Origin of the sequence: Chitinophaga hostae (assembly GCF_018224885.1) — a bacterium.
GTDB classification, from domain to species: Bacteria; Bacteroidota; Bacteroidia; order Chitinophagales; family Chitinophagaceae; genus Chitinophaga; species Chitinophaga hostae.
In genome coordinates, this window is the sequence record NZ_JAGTXB010000001.1 from 928,251 (window position 1) to 943,502 (window position 15,252).

Genomic DNA, 15,252 nt, shown 5'->3' on the forward strand with positions numbered 1-15,252 from the left:
ACCTTGTCACGTCTGGGCTGTAAAGCCACGGCAGTAGTGGAAAGAGGAGTTTTGTTACTCTGTAATCAGGAGAATATAAACAAGGGTAGATAAATTTTTTTTTTCAACATTTTCTACAGATATTCGTCATCCTGTCTGAAAATTTTTCAACATCCTGCGTTGGGGAATTTCGAATTCGAGAACTAAGCATCCTTAATTAAGAAACAACTAATTTTTTTTATCTCAATGAATAAAACTTGCGAACAAGTTTGGGAAAAGTGTCTTAATATAATTAGGGATATAGTAGAATGGCAGCCGTTTAAGACATGGTTTGAACCTATTAAACCCATTAAACTTGAAAACAATGTTTTAACCATCCAGGTCCCCAGCCAATTCTTTTATGAATACCTTGAGGAGCACTATGTGGGATTGTTAGGAAAAACTATTAAAAGAGAATTAGGTAAAGAAGCCCGGTTGGAGTATCGCATTGTAGTAGAGAACGGTACGCCACATCAGCATCCCAGAACGGTAAACATGCCTACGCAGTTTACAAAACCTCAGAAAGACAATGAAGTAGATTTTCCTTTAACGATCCACAACCCGGTTAAGAATCCCTTTGTTATCCCGGGCATTAAAAGGGTACAGATTGACTCGCAGCTTAATCCAAATTATACGTTTGATGCGTATGTAGAAGGAGACAGTAACCGTGTAGCAAGACGTGCAGGTAAAACGGTGGCTGAGAAGCCCGGTGGCACCTCTTTTAACCCTCTTGTTATATACGGCGGCGTTGGCTTGGGAAAAACGCATCTTGCCCAGGCTGTGGGCAATGATGTAAAACGCATACATCCCAACAAAGCAGTGTTATATGTAAGTGCGGAGAAATTCATTAACCAGTTTATAGATCACTCGAAGAATAATATCATCAACGACTTTATTCACTTTTATCAGTTGATAGATGTGCTGATAGTAGATGATATACAATTCTTTGCCCGTGCAGAGAAGACACAGGATGCCTTCTTTGCTATCTTCAACCATTTACACCAGTCCGGCAAACAGCTGATCTTAACGTCTGATAAGGCGCCCAAAGACCTGGATGGCGTACAGGAAAGGTTGTTGAGCCGTTTTCGCTGGGGATTGAGTGCCGACATACAGATCCCTGACTTTGAAACCAGGATGGAGATCCTGGAGATGAAGATGCGGAACGATGGACTGGAAATGCCGAAAGAAGTGGTAAAGTATGTTGCTTATAATATACAGACCAATGTCCGTGAGCTGGAAGGCGCATTGATTTCCCTGCTGGCACAGTCATCACTGAACCGCAAGGAAATAGACCTGGAACTGGCGAAGCGCGTATTGAAATCTTTCGTAAAAACTTCTTCCAAAGAAATTACGATAGAGAGTATTCAAAAAATGGTGTGCGAATATTTTGATGTGCCTTATGATAAGTTGCTGCAGAAAACGCGTAAGCGCGAAATTGTGCAGGCCAGGCAGATCACTATGTATCTTGCTAAATCATTTACCAAAAACTCTTTAAAAACAATCGGTGAACATTTTGGCGGCCGTGATCACACTACCGTGATTCATAGTTGCCAAACAGTGAAAGACCTGATGGATACAGATAATAACTTCCGTGACAGCGTGATTGAATTACAACAGAAAGTACAACTGGCTGCCATGTAAGGCATGCCCTCACCCTCTTACCCCCGATAACCTATTTAAAAGCCGTGCAACATCTGCACGGCTTTTTTTATTCCGGCTATTTAATTGAATTAAGAAATTATTATATATTATGAAAGTATTGGTATATAAGCAGGTTGCTGTGATTATAATAGGCCGGCAGCTATTTTCAGTTTTTTTTATAAAAAAGTGAAAATGCTTTTGGAGAATATAAAACTTTGTTTATTTTTGCAGCCCCTTCCGGGAAATAAAACACAATGGAGAGATGCCTGAGTGGCCGAAAGGAACGGTTTGCTAAACCGTCATACGGGTTAAACTGTATCGAGGGTTCGAATCCCTCTCTCTCCGCTCAGTTCGACGAATGAGCTTAAAGCCCCTGATTTATCAGGGGCTTTTTTATTTGGGGTATCTGCGCTTACTACTTTTACTTAATTTTGCGTCTTAAAATACAGCGGGTTTGACAACACAGGAATTCATTGCCGCAGCATTGCTCGAAGACGTGGGCAGTGGCGATTACTCTACACTGGCATCTATACCAACTGATGCGAAAGGTAAGGCGGTACTTAAAATAAAAGAAGAAGGCATACTGGCAGGCATGCAGCTGGCGCAGGATATTTTCCATCACCTGGAAGAAGATGCAAAATTCACCCTCTATAAAAAAGATGGCGATGCTGTAAATAATGGCGAAACCGCGTTTGCCGTTGAAGCCAGCGTGCATACCATATTAAAAGCAGAAAGACTGGTGCTTAACTGCATGCAGCGCATGAGCGGTATCGCAACGCTTACCAATAAGTACGCCGATAAAATAAAAGGCTACAAAACCAAAATACTCGATACCCGCAAAACCACGCCACTGTTCCGGGAATACGAAAAGCAGGCCGTGCGCATCGGCGGTGGTTACAACCTTCGCATGGGTTTGTATGATATGATCATGCTGAAGGACAACCATATCGATTTTTGTGGCGGCATAGAGCAGGCCATACAGAAAACCAACGAGTACCTTGCTGCCAACAACAGCAACCTGAAAATTGAGATCGAAACCCGTAACCTCGATGATGTGCGCCGTGTGCTTGCTGTGGGCAATGTACACCGCATCATGATCGATAACTGCTCGCCGGAACTATTGGAAAAAGCAATTGAGCTGATTGGCGGTAAGTACGAGACCGAGGCATCGGGCGGTATCAATCTCGATAACATTATTTCATATGCCCGTACCGGTGTCGATTACGTCTCATGCGGCGCTATCACAAATCATGCTGTGAGCATGGACCTTAGTTTAAAAGCACACAAAATATAGAGCAGCTATTATCGCTGTTGTTATTATCTCGCTGTCACTAACCCTGGTACGGATGTTTTCTGCCCATAACCCAGTGTTGTAGAAATTTATACCGTGGCATGCTGAGTTATTTTATTGCTTTGTAATAAGAATAGGTACCTATTTTGGTATTGATAAACCCTGTTTCCGTTACTTTTTGAAACCCTGATTGTTCAATAAACACGGGCAGTAGCCCATTGACGTTATCGTTGGTGGTTTTAAATCCATCCAGCATTTGCACCAGGTAAAAGGAAAATCTGGTGGTTTTATTCTTTGCTTTTCCCCAATCTCCAATAACCACCTGCCCGCCAGGTTTTAATACCCTGAATATTTCCTTGATGCAAGCTAATTTTGTTGCCCGGTCAAGTTGGTGAAAAACCAATGAGCTGAACACTTTGTCGAAAGTATTATTGGCATACGGAAATCTTGTACCGTCATATAGACAAAGTGCAATGTTATACCCGAGTTTGTTGAGTTTATGTGCTGCTATTGCTTTTACTTTAGGGTCAATATCAATTCCTGTAAGTGCAGCTTTATTGTTACGTTGATGTGCGAGAATGATGTTTTGCCCCGTACCAAAACCAAATTCTAAAATAGTTTCCCCATCCCCCGGGTTTAACTCGTCAATAAGCTTGCCCCTGAACTTTTTCTCGGGCATGGTCAGTTTAATGGCCAGGTCGTACCAGTCCGTCAGGCAACTGTAGCCTAATGCTGGTATAAACTCCTTTTTTTTTACGATAACTGTATCGCGGTTAACTGTATTCATGCTTTACTGGTTAGCGCTTTTGCTTTTTTAAATGGGACAAGTCCTATAGCAACTGATGCCAGCAATATGATTGCGCAGCTTAGGGAGCCTGGTTTTACTGTCATTAAGCATACAACTCCGAATAGAATGGTAGTTCTTAACTGGATAGAAAGCAGTAACCTGTTGGCATTCCCGAAAAATCCGGCGAGGTTTTCGTCTGCATTTTTTATCATTTTCTTTGCTCTTTTCATTTTTCTTTCAGTAAACAGCCCACCTGTCAGGGCTATAAGAAAGAAACCTACCAGGCCCGAGATAACCCAGCTGGTACCCTCCCAAACGGTGGCAGCCATGTATATACCGGATAGAAGTGTCATTGCGGCGCCTATTCCGGCTATCAATAGTTTGGAGTAAAGAAGGACCGCTTCTTTTATTTGTTCTCCGGTAATGGCGTTGCTGATTTTTAAGATACATATCCATTCTATAGCAAGGCCGGCGAAGAGGAGTAACACCCCGGCTATATGGATGAATAGGACGAGATTGTAAATCATAATTGTTTTTTTTAGTGTAAAACGTTTTTCTTGTATTAGTTGCTTATCGAACTGACCCGGCAGCTTGCTGAAGCAGGGCATGTAAATCAGTAACAACCCAACGTTCCTGCACTTTGCCATTTGCTACCCGGTAAATGGCAATTCCGTTTAGCACAATGGATTTGCCGGTGGGAGCTATTCCCCCGAACGGGCCTTCATGCGTTCCAAGTAAACGCCATCTGGCAACAACTTTTTCATTTTCGGTAATGATATCGTCCAGCTCGTACCGGGCATCTGGCAATGCTGCTTTTATTTTTGAATAAAAACCTTTGAAAGATTGGGGGCCGGGAGGAGTGTCTTTGGGCCAATCGTGCGAGATGAAGTTTTCTGCAAGCAGCTCTTCTACCAGGGACATATTCCAGTTTACCAAAACATCTTTGTAGAGTTTTTGGATGAGCGTTTTGCTGTCAATGACATTACTTGTTATCATAAAAAATGGTTTGTTATATTGAATTATTGACCTGTTCTCCCCACTGGCTACAGTATGCTGTATCATGTAATAGCTGCTGCATTCATTTAATGAATGAATGGATCACTACGTGAGCGGGAGTGGTTTCCATAAAGCGTTGTTCCTGGTTTGCTTTCGAAAACTAGTTCCGGCACAAAGTTAGACAAGTGACAGATGGGAGAATTGTATAATCCTGCTAACTTTTCATTGCGAATGACGGGCGAACGCCAAACATTTTTTTGAAGGTTTTTATGAAGTGCGACGAATCTGTAAAGCCGGCATAGAGTGCGCTTTCTGTAAGGGAGCAACCCGTTTGGGATTTTGTTGCGGCTATTTCTATTTTTTTCCAAAGGATGTATTGACGAATGGATATATTCATGTCTTGTTTGAATATATGTGCCAGCCTGCTTTCTGAAACGAATAGTTTCCGGGCAAGTTGGTCAACGCTCCAATCTTCTTCGGTAATATGCTCGTGTATCAGCTTTACACACATGCTGGTGTATTCGCTTATTTTTTTGTCGTCTTTTTTGTCAAAACCCGGTAATGAAAATTGCTCGCCGTTTTTATACAGGTCGATTTCTTTTGTATTCAAAACAACAATGGGCCTGTTATCTAAATTATACAAATTAATGAGATGTTCACCGGTGGTGGTGGTGGGGTCAATAAAATAGATATAAGATTCACCATGTAAGCAGTCAAACGAGTGCGGCGTGTTGGGCGATATAATGGCCGCCTGGATGTTTTTATAATGCTGGTCCCCGGTGGATATATTCAGAAGTCCCGAGGTGGCAAAAGCCAGTTCCAGGGCATAATGCGAATGCGTTGCTGCGCTATAATTTTTTTTGGAGAAGGAAACAATCCCGTCATCAATGAAAGTAACTGCCATGTTGTGCCTGAAAATGCTGATTGTATGAAGATACCCCGAAAAATGAATTTTATCAAGGGTAGCCCGGGTGGAACAAAGGCCGTTTTAGCAGGAATGTACAATTTCCCTACCTCCGGGTTACCGAACTTTGCTCGAAGGGGTTTCTAAAAATTCAGCATATGAAAAAGTTAATTATTGCAGTAATGATGGTATGTTCATTCCTGGCAACTAACGGACATGGAGATAACCAGGAGCTGATTGGAATTTACAAATCAACAATCAGCCGGGCTTGTATTGTACTTTATAAAACGGATACCCGGTATCGGGCCAGGGCATATGAGGATTTTGCTGTTATCAGAAAATATATTTACCCCGGGGCATACTTATCTAAGCTTCCGGACGATAAAGTTCACCTGGATTTTCTCGTAGATTACAGCGAACCGGTCTTTGAAAATTTGAGCAGTAAAAACGACCAGATAGTGTTTACAATTCCCCGGAAAAATGAATTTAACCAGGCGGTGCTGGATTTCTTTGCCAGAGCGGGTACAAGGTTTAGACCACTGTGATGGATGATTGCTCTGCCGGTCATGCTGGCACACGGCGATACGCTGGCTCCTTTTATGCATTACAGATGGAATTTGTAAGATCTGCAGATACAGCTGCTATTTCCGGGAAGCCTGAAGGAGACGAGAAAGCCTGCAAATCATAAAATTGCAGGCTTCCTTGTTTTCAGTATACGATGGGGTTTTCAACGCAGAAGAGATACAACAGCCATATAGTTATCGTGGCTGGTTAAACATATAACGCGCTATCTTCCAATCCCCATTATCTTTTTTCATCAGGAAAAATTCCCTGTTTAACTCTTCCGTCTTCTGGCCGGTAGCATGTATTAACTGGGTTCCGTTGGATTGTGTACGAACAAATGCAACGCTGCTGTCTAATGAAATGATTTCTTCTATTTTGAAAGCTACATTGAGTTGAATGGCCTTAAAAACATTCCCGTAAGCCGTTGTCAGCGCGGATGTACCGGTGGCTGTTGGCAGCCCGGTGGGCATAAAAACACCATCTCCTGTGTATTGGCCCACTGCCTGCTCAACACTGGATTTATTCAATGCCTCAAAATAGATGCTCAATGATTTTTCTATACCGGTTTGTGTTATTTGATTTTCCATTGCTGTTGAATTTTTTGCGTTAGCAATATTTGAATGGTGTGTTTGATTTTTTGTTCCGTTACTGCAGGCTGCCAGCGAAAAGAACAGCACTGCGAATGTGATTAGCTTTATCATCAGCTTGGTTTTAATTTGAATGTTGACGGATGGCCTTTTGGGCTTCTTCCAGCGTTACTGTTTTAGCCAACGCACCAAATTCGTGGAGGTCACCAAATACTTCGATGCGGATAGACTGGCTGATACCACCAATGTGCAGGGGAGTGAAACCGCTGTCGGTAATTAGCTCCTCCACCTGTTTATTGCTGTTGGTATTGTCTGAGGCATAGAAAAGCACTTTCCTTTCAGGCGACGTAAATGCGGCTCCCGACAAAGTGGCTGCGCCTAATGTTCCGAAAGCCTTTACAAGGCTGGCATCCTTTGGCGTTAATGTTAAAAGGGTTTGACCGGCGGAAACGTCTTTGTCAATAATTTTTTTAAAGCCTCCGTTACCATCAGGAGCAATTGGGTTGGAAACATCTATAATTACTTTTCCCTTCAGCACTGCTGCATATTGCACCAGGAATGCTTCAATCTTATCAAAGTAAATGGCAGGAATAACTACCTCCGCATGTTGAATGGCATCGGAGATTTCTTCGGCGGTTGCCAGACTGCCTAATTCGCGGGCAAGACTTTCTGCCTTTTCAATTTCCCTGGAAGCAAGAATAACGGGGTGGTTACCTTTTATAAGATTGGCAGCAATGGCTTTACCAATGTTTCCCAGGCCGATGATGGCTACTTTTGCTTTTTGATTTGTTGTGTTCATCACTTTGTATTTTAAGAATCGTTTTGTCGATATTGACAATACAAAGTTGCGATGAACTATCAACCCGGACTTATAAGATATGATAAGAAATACCCTTAATGTAGTTTAAGGGTAAAGCTACTTTTTAAATCTGTCGTTCTTTATTTTACTCAGGAATTCGGCAGTCACACCCAGGTAGGAAGCGATTTGGGTATTAGGCAACCTGTTGGCCAAATGCGGATACTGGTCCATAAATCTTTCGTATCTGTCCAATGCAGTAGCGCTAAACGTTTGCAGTAACCGTTCCTGTAGTTCAATATATTTATCTTCAATAATAACCCGGAAGTTCCTGTCAAACTTTGGAAAGTTGGTATACAAATACCACAGATCCCCTTTTGAAATTTGCAGTACAACGGATGGTTCAATGGCTTCTATATATAATTTGGATGGAAGTTCCCTGTGCAGGCTGCTGATATCTGAGATCCAGTCATCTTCAGCGGCAAAAACAAGATTGTGTTCAACGCCTTTATCGTCTACTCCATACATTTTGAAACAACCGCTTTGAATATAGGTAAAGTACTTGCATACATCTCCCTCCTGCAAAAGAAATTGCCTGCGTTTGATTTTTCTTTCCGTAATACGGCTTGTCAAAGCCTGTATTTCCTCATTGTTAAGGGGAAGATACTTTTTAAAGTGGTTTATTATGTTTTCCAAAGAGATCCCGTTTATATTGATGGTAAGAATCAAGAGCGAGGCTTTATCTGAAAATTTTTTGTTTTTGATTCCAGATATGTGAATAGCGTTCTTGAGCGTCTTGATTAAGAAAAGATGCTTGAATTAATGTATGTACTGCTTCGTTCCGCGAACTAAATTTTTTGTAGGTATTGGCTTTCGCTTTTTCGGGAATACCTAATGATGTAGCCAATATGCCAAAATCTTTTAATTTAATATTCTTCTTCTTGCCGCAAAGTAGAAGAGCTGTTTCTTCCTTATCACCCGGGAAAACAAGGTTCACATTCAGGAGGTCATAAGCCGGACTTAGTTCAATATTGTTTCCGGGGTAAAGCAAAGAAAAATTTTTGAGGTGCATATCGTTATTGCCGGTGAGGTAGCAAAAGAGTAAAAGTTCAAAATATTTCAATGCGTCAAGGCCGGTATTGGTACAATGTTGCAGGATTAGCTTCCCTGCTCTTTCATATGATCCTTTGTATTTATTTTCAGTTAAAAACTCTGAAAGCTGGCAAAAGTCTTCCATATGAATTTTTTCTCCCTGTAAACGATCAAAGCGCCGTGCAATATAAACAAGACTTCCATCTGATGCCCTGAGTAATGTATGGTCACAAACCGGAATGCCAAATAGCGTTGCAAGATGCATGGTCAGGTCTTCTGTTTCCGGCATGAGGGGAAATTTTTCATGTTGTGGTTTAAGGATAAATTCTCCCCATAATCCAACAACCGTAAGCCGGTTATTACCTTTGCCTTTTTCGAGTGTAACAGATAACTTGGGCTGTACCCCTGTTATCGAAATACGTTGGTTGATAATATTTTCCGCCAGGCTTCTGAACAGCCGTTTATTTAACTCAAGCTCCGGCATGCTTTTCATTCCAAAAAACCGCATTGCACACCTCGCATGGTATTGTTGTTCGCCGGCATCATTATAACAAAACAAACAATTAGGCACTGCTATTTATTTTTTAGTACCACGTACCACCGTTACTGCGCCGATGGTATCCTGGCAGGTGAGTAATAACAATTCAAAACGATCATTGGATTTAATCTTCCAATGTTCTTTTGCAATATCCAGCAACCACCCTTCCGGAATCAATCCATCAAAGAATGCAAATAATGTTTTACTATGATAAGCATATTGGCTGATGGGTAACGTAAGACTGATTGGTTTGGCTGATGGATCTGCGAGATAGTCTTTATCATAGAGATATTCGTAACCGGCATCTGTTTCCGAAATGAAGCCGGCCAAAGTATTGCCATAATATACTTTTCCTGTTTTACCCATTATTTTTTGCTTTAGTGGTTGCGGTAAGTTCCATTCCAAAAAGAGCCAATAGCTGATTGACCTTATCCATCCGCATCGAAGTTTTACCTTGTTCTACTTCACGGATAAAGCGTAAACCTAGCCCTGACTTAAATGAAAGATCCTGCTGCGTAAGGTTATGGAGCTTTCGCTTTTCTTTAATGAATTGTGATAATTCTGTCAATGTATACCTGTTAGGGTATAAAATTACTGAATCTATTCCATTTATACCCTATTGGGTATAGTTTTATGATAAATATTCTATTTATACCCTAAAGGGTATAGTTGTTCTTAAACATACAGCTGCCACCAATAATGAAACAGGCCATATACCACGCTTAACCCGATCAGGTATAAAATATTCATCCTGAATTTTTGTATCAGTACCAGGGAAACAATCACCCATACCAGCGCCAGCGTATCCAGTTTGCTGATCATTACGCCTTCGGGGAATAGCACATCCTTTCCCAGGTATAACGTGAGGTTCAGGATAACACCCACTACGGCGGCGGTGATCAGTCCCAGCGTATTTTCAATGACTGCGTTACCATGTGTTTTTTCAATGAGCGGAGCGCCTATAAAAATCAGCAGGAAACAGGGCAAAAACGTGAAGTAAGTGGTGGCCAGTAATCCTATGGCGCCCATCCATAAGGAACCGCCGGAATGGTTATATCCGGCCATAAATCCTACAAACGAGAGTACAATGATCAGCGGACCCGGGGTTGTTTCTGCCAGGGCAAATCCGTCTATCATTTGCAGTTTGCTCAGCCAGCCCAGTTTTGTAACGGCAAACTGTGCTACATAGGGTAATACGGTGTAAGAGCCGCCTATGGTAACCAAGGCCGTTTGTGTAAAAAACAGGCTCAGTTGCTTCCAGAAACCGAAGTCGCCCGAAAGGAAGAAGAAGAGCAGGAAAGGCAGCAGCCAAAGGAGGATGCCGGCGGCAAGCAGCTGCAGAAGCTGCTTGCTGTTAAACCTGCTATGGGGAGTGACCACGTTTTTATTCAGCACATAGCTGTGTTCATCATCCGCTTCGCCGGCCTGTAGCCGTTGTGCGTGGAACGCGCCCGGCCACAGGTATCCGGCTATGAGGGCAAAAGCAATGCTGCCACCGATGATGGCGATGAGGGAGGTGTTGAAAAAGAAGATACAAATAAATGCGGTTGCTGCCAGCAGGTAGTGTAAGGGGCCATGCAATGCTTTCCGTGCTATTTTAAACATGGCGAGGATAATGATGGCGATGACTGCCGGTTTTAACCCCGCAAACATGGCGGTAACCCAGGGAATGCGGCCAAACAGTACGTAGATGATGCTCAGCCCCAGTAATATAAACATGGAAGGCAGTACAAATAAAATCCCGGCAGCCAGTCCGCCGCGTTTTCCATGCAACAGCCATCCGATATAGATCGCAAGCTGCTGCGCCTCCGGGCCGGGCAATATCATGCAGTGGTTGAGCGCATGCAGGAATTTGCTGTTACTGATCCATTTCTTTTTGTCGACCAGGTTATCGTGCATAATCGCAATATGCCCTGCTGTGCCGCCAAAACTGATCCAGCCTAATTTAAACCAGAATTTTAATGCCGTACCAAATGCTGGTCCTGGTGTTGTTTGTTGTACTGCCATAATAATTATAATAGCCCGTCATTGACGCACACAGCATCTCCTGGCCGTAACTGAATGTGATCAGTTACCGTCATCCGCGTGATAAATGGAATGATAGGAAATGCCTGGCCGGTGAAAGCCGGTTAACAGGTGAAAATTTTTTTTATCGAAAAATAACGGCCGTTTTCCGTTGGTGCCAAAGCAGCACGAAGATACTTTAAAAAGCCCTTGTGTGCAAGGTTTTTGCTTGTTTATTTGGGTGAAAATAAGATGGTTTTTGGGGCTTTAAAATGTATTTGTGATCTCCGGATAAGCCAATGTGTTTTGCTTTAAAAAATGGGCTTTATTTGCGTTGATGGATCGTTGTTGTCCGTCGATGATTGCTGGAAGAAGAATAACGCCTTGCCATTTTCAGCGGACCAGAATGCTGTAAGTGCCTGTGTTAGTGCATCGGCAGCCTTTTAATGAAATTTTAAGCTGCCGGGAGCGGGATTATGCTTCACTGGCAGGGAAATTGGTTATTTATCTCTACAAAAAATAATATACACATGAAAAAGTTAATTGCTGCAATCGCTATCCTGTTGGCGGTATCCCCGGTTTTTGCGCAAACGGCAGCCCCAAAAACAGCGCCGGCTCAAACCACTACCCCCGCCGCTCCTAAAGCATTGCCCGCTCCCGAAAAGCGCGCGATTGCCTATACAGATGAATTAAAGACAAAGTTGCATCTTACCGATGATCAGTACCAGAAAATATTGGCAGTGAATACAGAATGCATCCGTCGCAAGGATGCGCTGAAAGCCGGCGGGCAAAAAAACGGCCCCGGCCATAAAGAGATATCTGCCTATCGCAAACAACAATTTCAGACTATTCTTACTCCCGAACAGCTTACACAGCTGAAAGCTATCAACGCACAAAACGCACCGAAGAAGAGCGCAGAATAAACAGCGGTATATCATTGCAAAAAGGGGAACAGTACTGATTGTTCCCCTTTTTGTTTCGTATAAAATCGTACGCTGCATGTATTATTATCGAACATGTTTGATAATAATATATGTGTAAATATATTGTATGCAGCATATCTGTTATTGGCATTTTATTGGACGTGTGCGAAATACAACAACACGCACCGTATGTTCAGGAGCTATCTCAAAACAGCATTCCGCAGTCTTTTGAAAAACAGGCTATTTTCCGGGCTTAATATCCTAGGATTGGCCACAGGAATGACTTGCAGCATACTGATTTTCCTTTGGGTACAGGATGAACTAAGTTACGACCGCTTTAACAGCAATGCCGGCAATATTTACCGGCTCACAGCCAGTATTGGAGACATCCAGGCGGCGGTAGTACCGGTACCCATTGCCACTGCTGTAAAAGAACATATTCCGTCCGTAAAGAACACCACCCGCATCTCAAGCCTGCAATGTATGGTAACGGCAGGAACGCAGAAATTTGAGGAGAAAAATATCTATTATGCCGACACTAATTTTCTTCGCATCTTCAATTACCCCCTGTTACTGGGCGATGCGGCTGCCCTGTTAACCCGTCCGGATGCAGTGATATTAACCGCCGCCAGCGCCACGAAATATTTTGGCAGCCCCGAAAATGCAATGGGAAAAACACTGCATATTGATAATGACTACAAAGGGAACGATTTACAGGTAACTGGTGTTTTAAAAGATATTCCGCATAACTCGCATCTCCGGTTTGATATGCTGGTACCCATACAGCAATATGAAAAAAGTATTAACCTGGCGCAGGGCTGGGATAACTTTGATGTGTATACCTATCTGCAGATGAATGAGCATTTTAAGGCTACCCCGCAGTCGCTCGCAGCCCTGCAGCAACAGGTTATGGACATCTACAAAAGCAATGACAAACATGGAACGGATGGTCATCTTTTTTTGCAGTCACTAACAGACATACACCTGCATTCCAGGTATTTGCTGGATGTGGCCGGGCAAGGGAGTGCCACGCATGTTAAAATTTTTTCCCTGATCGCCGTATTTATTTTACTGATAGCGGGCATCAATTTTATGAACCTGTCTACCGCCTTATCAGGCCAAAGAGCCAAAGAGGTAGGCCTGCGCAAAACGGTGGGCGCGCTCCGCTCCCAGCTGGTAATGCAGTTTTTGACAGAAGCCCTGCTGTTATCGTTTATTTCCCTGATATTAGGACTGGCGATCGCCTGGTTGTTGCTGCCGTTGTTTAATGATTTTGCTTCCAAAACGATTTCCCTGCAACTGTTGAATGGCAGGATGCTGGCTGAATTTGCAGGCATCGCGATTCTGGTGGGATTGCTTTCGGGGAGCTACCCGGCACTGTTCCTGTCGTCCTTTAACCCGGTGAAAGTACTGAAGGGAGCGAAGGTGCTGCATGGCAGCAAAACCTTTTTCAGGAACAGTCTTATTGTTATACAGTTCTCCATTGCAGTGATCCTGATAGTGAGCACTATTGTGGTATATAAACAGCTGCAATTTATCCGCCACATGGATATTGGCTATAATAAGGAAAACCTGTTGTATGTGCCGTTGCCGAAGCAAGGGGATCTGCAGCAAAATCAGCGTGCGGTAAGAGCAGCCATGGGCCGGTATCCGGATATACAAGACTATGCTTTCATCAGTCATCTCCCTACAAACTTAACTACAGGCACCAAATCGATAACCTGGGAAGGAAAAACACCTGCCGATGATCCCATATTCCCGCAGTTATGGGTAGATGATCATTTCGCAGGCACTTTTGGTACACATATGAAAACCGGTCGTTTTTTTTCGAAGGAATTTAAAGGCGATGACAGGAATTTTGTGATCAATGAAACCGCCATGAAAGTGATGCACTTTAAAGAGGAAACCGTGCTGGGAAAAAGAATTACCATGGATGAAAAAAGCGGTGTGATAGTAGGTGTGATGAAGGATTTTAACTTTAAACCGGTGCAGCAGCCTATTCAGCCGCTTATAATCAGGAATGGCAGCAACGACGATTTCAATGGAAACACCTGTTACGTTGTTATCCGTACAGCTCCTGCCAATATGGAGCATGTACTGGGCTCCATGAAAAAAGTTTTCCAGCAGGTGTACACTGATTTCCCTTTTTCGTTTGGATTTATTGATACCGATCTGTCGAATATGTATATCGCGGAACAACGGATGGGTAAGCTCTTTAACATCTTTTCGGTGCTGTCTGTTATTGTTTCCTGTCTCGGGCTTTTCGGGCTTACTACTTTCGCAACCCAGAAGCGCATTAAAGAAATTGGGGTGAGAAAAGTGCTGGGTGCCAGCGTAGCGGGTATTGTAGGAATGTTATCAAAGGATTTTATCCGGCTGGTTGTTTTTGCGCTGTTGATTGCCTTTCCCATTGCCTGGTGGGTGATGAATAAATGGTTGCAGAATTTCGTCTACCATATCAGTATAGAGTGGTGGTTTTTTGTCATTGCCGGCGTCATTGCCATTGTCATATCTTTTCTTACGGTCAGTTACCAGTCTATCAGGGCCGCGAATGCCAACCCGGTAAAAAGTTTACGGTCAGAATAAAAGTAATATGAAATAGAATACGATGAAATTCAATGCTATACGGGGTTTCATAGGGGCCGGCTTTTTTTATTAAAAAAAATTTGGTTTTATGTTAAACATTTTCCTACATTTGCACTCCGCAATTGAAGCAATGGTTATGCCGCAAGGGCTGCTGATAATGCTAAAAGCGAGGACTAAGAAGGGATTTCGGGGCGTAGCGTAGCCCGGTATCGCGCCTGCTTTGGGAGCAGGAGGTCGCAGGTTCGAATCCTGCCGCCCCGACTTATATCATTTAAATACAAAAACCCGCTCCTAGAGCGGGTTTTTAGTTTCAGTAAAGTCCCATTGTTTTAATTTCAGACTGTCGTAATCCTTTGTGGTAAAGATTTTTGTGGGGTTCGAATCCAGTAGCTTTTCTTCATCTAACATAATAGTGGTCATTAAAATTACCGCTAACGAGCGGGGGGGATGCAGGTTGGGAATTAGCATTCCGTCTTTCCATCACCGCTGCTGATTGAAAATATATTGATGAAGTTATGTACAAAA

The 15,252-nt window shown here is 42.9% G+C and carries 16 protein-coding genes and 2 tRNA genes; 7 read left to right on the top strand and 11 right to left on the bottom strand.

What is annotated here, in order from left to right; all coding sequences use genetic code 11:
• Positions 1 to 225 precede the first annotated feature (225 nt).
• The 3 genes from dnaA to nadC all read left to right on the top strand — a co-directional run bounded on the left by dnaA (position 226) and on the right by nadC (position 2,953).
• Positions 226 to 1,659: a chromosomal replication initiator protein DnaA gene (dnaA, locus tag KE626_RS03840; protein WP_079469646.1), complete on the top strand. Its 1,434-nt coding sequence runs from the start codon at positions 226 to 228 to the stop codon at positions 1,657 to 1,659.
• Between the two features lie 256 nt (positions 1,660 to 1,915).
• Positions 1,916 to 2,004: transfer RNA gene (locus tag KE626_RS03845), tRNA-Ser, on the top strand.
• Between the two features lie 109 nt (positions 2,005 to 2,113).
• A complete protein-coding gene (gene nadC / locus KE626_RS03850) occupies positions 2,114 to 2,953 on the top strand; it encodes a carboxylating nicotinate-nucleotide diphosphorylase (protein WP_211971547.1) in 840 nt (279 codons plus the stop codon).
• Between the two features lie 106 nt (positions 2,954 to 3,059).
• On the opposite strand, the gene KE626_RS03855 is transcribed toward nadC, so the two are convergent.
• The 4 genes from KE626_RS03855 to KE626_RS03870 all read right to left on the bottom strand — a co-directional run bounded on the left by KE626_RS03855 (position 3,060) and on the right by KE626_RS03870 (position 5,637).
• Complete coding sequence (locus KE626_RS03855; RefSeq protein ID WP_211971548.1) at positions 3,060 to 3,737, bottom strand: class I SAM-dependent methyltransferase; 678 nt, start codon at positions 3,735 to 3,737, stop codon at positions 3,060 to 3,062.
• Positions 3,734 to 4,264, bottom strand: a complete 531-nt coding sequence (locus KE626_RS03860; protein ID WP_211971549.1) for a hypothetical protein — start codon at positions 4,262 to 4,264, stop codon at positions 3,734 to 3,736. The genes KE626_RS03855 and KE626_RS03860 overlap by 4 nt, the downstream gene beginning before the upstream one ends.
• A 43-nt stretch (positions 4,265 to 4,307) precedes the next feature.
• Positions 4,308 to 4,733 (bottom strand): ester cyclase, encoded by a 426-nt coding sequence (locus KE626_RS03865; protein ID WP_211971550.1) that lies wholly within the window; start codon positions 4,731 to 4,733, stop codon positions 4,308 to 4,310.
• Between the two features lie 214 nt (positions 4,734 to 4,947).
• Positions 4,948 to 5,637 (bottom strand): helix-turn-helix transcriptional regulator, encoded by a 690-nt coding sequence (locus tag KE626_RS03870; protein WP_211971551.1) that lies wholly within the window; start codon positions 5,635 to 5,637, stop codon positions 4,948 to 4,950.
• Positions 5,638 to 5,795: 158 nt separating this feature from the next.
• Between KE626_RS03870 and KE626_RS03875 the strand changes: the two genes are divergently transcribed.
• The gene (locus KE626_RS03875) at positions 5,796 to 6,182 is read left to right on the top strand and encodes a hypothetical protein (protein ID WP_211971552.1); all 387 of its coding nucleotides are present in this window, start codon (positions 5,796 to 5,798) and stop codon (positions 6,180 to 6,182) included.
• Positions 6,183 to 6,395: 213 nt separating this feature from the next.
• Here the strand turns inward: KE626_RS03875 and KE626_RS03880 are convergent, their stop codons facing one another.
• The 7 genes from KE626_RS03880 to chrA form a co-directional block, all read right to left on the bottom strand.
• The gene (locus KE626_RS03880) at positions 6,396 to 6,788 is read right to left on the bottom strand and encodes a YybH family protein (RefSeq protein WP_211971553.1); all 393 of its coding nucleotides are present in this window, start codon (positions 6,786 to 6,788) and stop codon (positions 6,396 to 6,398) included.
• A gap of 124 nt (positions 6,789 to 6,912) precedes the next feature.
• Positions 6,913 to 7,587 carry an NADPH-dependent F420 reductase gene (locus KE626_RS03885; RefSeq protein WP_211971554.1) on the bottom strand — a complete coding sequence of 225 codons (675 nt, stop codon included), beginning with the start codon at positions 7,585 to 7,587 and terminating at the stop codon, positions 6,913 to 6,915.
• 117 nt (positions 7,588 to 7,704) lie between these two features.
• Entirely contained in the window at positions 7,705 to 8,280 is a 576-nt protein-coding gene (locus KE626_RS03890; RefSeq protein WP_249207232.1) for a Crp/Fnr family transcriptional regulator, read from the bottom strand.
• A 43-nt stretch (positions 8,281 to 8,323) separates the two neighbouring features.
• On the bottom strand, positions 8,324 to 9,247 hold the full coding sequence (locus KE626_RS03895; RefSeq protein ID WP_211971555.1) for a HipA domain-containing protein: 924 nt from the start codon (positions 9,245 to 9,247) through the stop codon (positions 8,324 to 8,326).
• Positions 9,248 to 9,253: 6 nt separating this feature from the next.
• Entirely contained in the window at positions 9,254 to 9,580 is a 327-nt protein-coding gene (locus tag KE626_RS03900; RefSeq protein ID WP_211971556.1) for a HipA N-terminal domain-containing protein, read from the bottom strand.
• On the bottom strand, positions 9,573 to 9,782 hold the full coding sequence (locus KE626_RS03905) for a helix-turn-helix transcriptional regulator (RefSeq protein ID WP_211971557.1): 210 nt from the start codon (positions 9,780 to 9,782) through the stop codon (positions 9,573 to 9,575). Before KE626_RS03905 ends, KE626_RS03900 begins: the two co-directional genes overlap by 8 nt.
• Positions 9,783 to 9,889: 107 nt before the next feature.
• Positions 9,890 to 11,221 (bottom strand): chromate efflux transporter, encoded by a 1,332-nt coding sequence (gene chrA / locus KE626_RS03910; protein WP_211971558.1) that lies wholly within the window; start codon positions 11,219 to 11,221, stop codon positions 9,890 to 9,892.
• 527 nt (positions 11,222 to 11,748) lie between these two features.
• Here chrA and KE626_RS03915 point away from each other — a divergent pair.
• From KE626_RS03915 to KE626_RS03925, 3 genes are all read left to right on the top strand, one after another.
• Positions 11,749 to 12,141, top strand: coding sequence for a DUF4890 domain-containing protein (locus KE626_RS03915; RefSeq protein ID WP_211971559.1), 393 nt, complete (start codon positions 11,749 to 11,751; stop codon positions 12,139 to 12,141).
• Between the two features lie 189 nt (positions 12,142 to 12,330).
• Entirely contained in the window at positions 12,331 to 14,727 is a 2,397-nt protein-coding gene (locus KE626_RS03920) for an ABC transporter permease (protein WP_211971560.1), read from the top strand.
• 187 nt (positions 14,728 to 14,914) lie between these two features.
• Positions 14,915 to 14,988, top strand: a tRNA-Pro gene (locus KE626_RS03925).
• Positions 14,989 to 15,252: the final 264 nt, after the last annotated feature.

What these genes read in the sequence shown, in the direction of transcription:
- KE626_RS03855 (WP_211971548.1), bottom strand. Translation starts at nt 3,737, where the DNA reads ATGAATACAGTTAACCGCGATACAGTTATCGTAAAAAAAAAGGAGTTT.
- chrA (WP_211971558.1), bottom strand. Translation starts at nt 11,221, where the DNA reads ATGGCAGTACAACAAACAACACCAGGACCAGCATTTGGTACGGCATTA.
- KE626_RS03860 (WP_211971549.1), bottom strand. Translation starts at nt 4,264, where the DNA reads ATGATTTACAATCTCGTCCTATTCATCCATATAGCCGGGGTGTTACTC.
- KE626_RS03875 (WP_211971552.1), top strand. Translation starts at nt 5,796, where the DNA reads ATGAAAAAGTTAATTATTGCAGTAATGATGGTATGTTCATTCCTGGCA.
- dnaA (WP_079469646.1), top strand. Translation starts at nt 226, where the DNA reads ATGAATAAAACTTGCGAACAAGTTTGGGAAAAGTGTCTTAATATAATT.
- KE626_RS03900 (WP_211971556.1), bottom strand. Translation starts at nt 9,580, where the DNA reads ATGGGTAAAACAGGAAAAGTATATTATGGCAATACTTTGGCCGGCTTC.
- KE626_RS03915 (WP_211971559.1), top strand. Translation starts at nt 11,749, where the DNA reads ATGAAAAAGTTAATTGCTGCAATCGCTATCCTGTTGGCGGTATCCCCG.
- KE626_RS03870 (WP_211971551.1), bottom strand. Translation starts at nt 5,637, where the DNA reads ATGGCAGTTACTTTCATTGATGACGGGATTGTTTCCTTCTCCAAAAAA.
- KE626_RS03885 (WP_211971554.1), bottom strand. Translation starts at nt 7,587, where the DNA reads ATGAACACAACAAATCAAAAAGCAAAAGTAGCCATCATCGGCCTGGGA.
- KE626_RS03920 (WP_211971560.1), top strand. Translation starts at nt 12,331, where the DNA reads ATGTTCAGGAGCTATCTCAAAACAGCATTCCGCAGTCTTTTGAAAAAC.
- KE626_RS03880 (WP_211971553.1), bottom strand. Translation starts at nt 6,788, where the DNA reads ATGGAAAATCAAATAACACAAACCGGTATAGAAAAATCATTGAGCATC.
- KE626_RS03865 (WP_211971550.1), bottom strand. Translation starts at nt 4,733, where the DNA reads ATGATAACAAGTAATGTCATTGACAGCAAAACGCTCATCCAAAAACTC.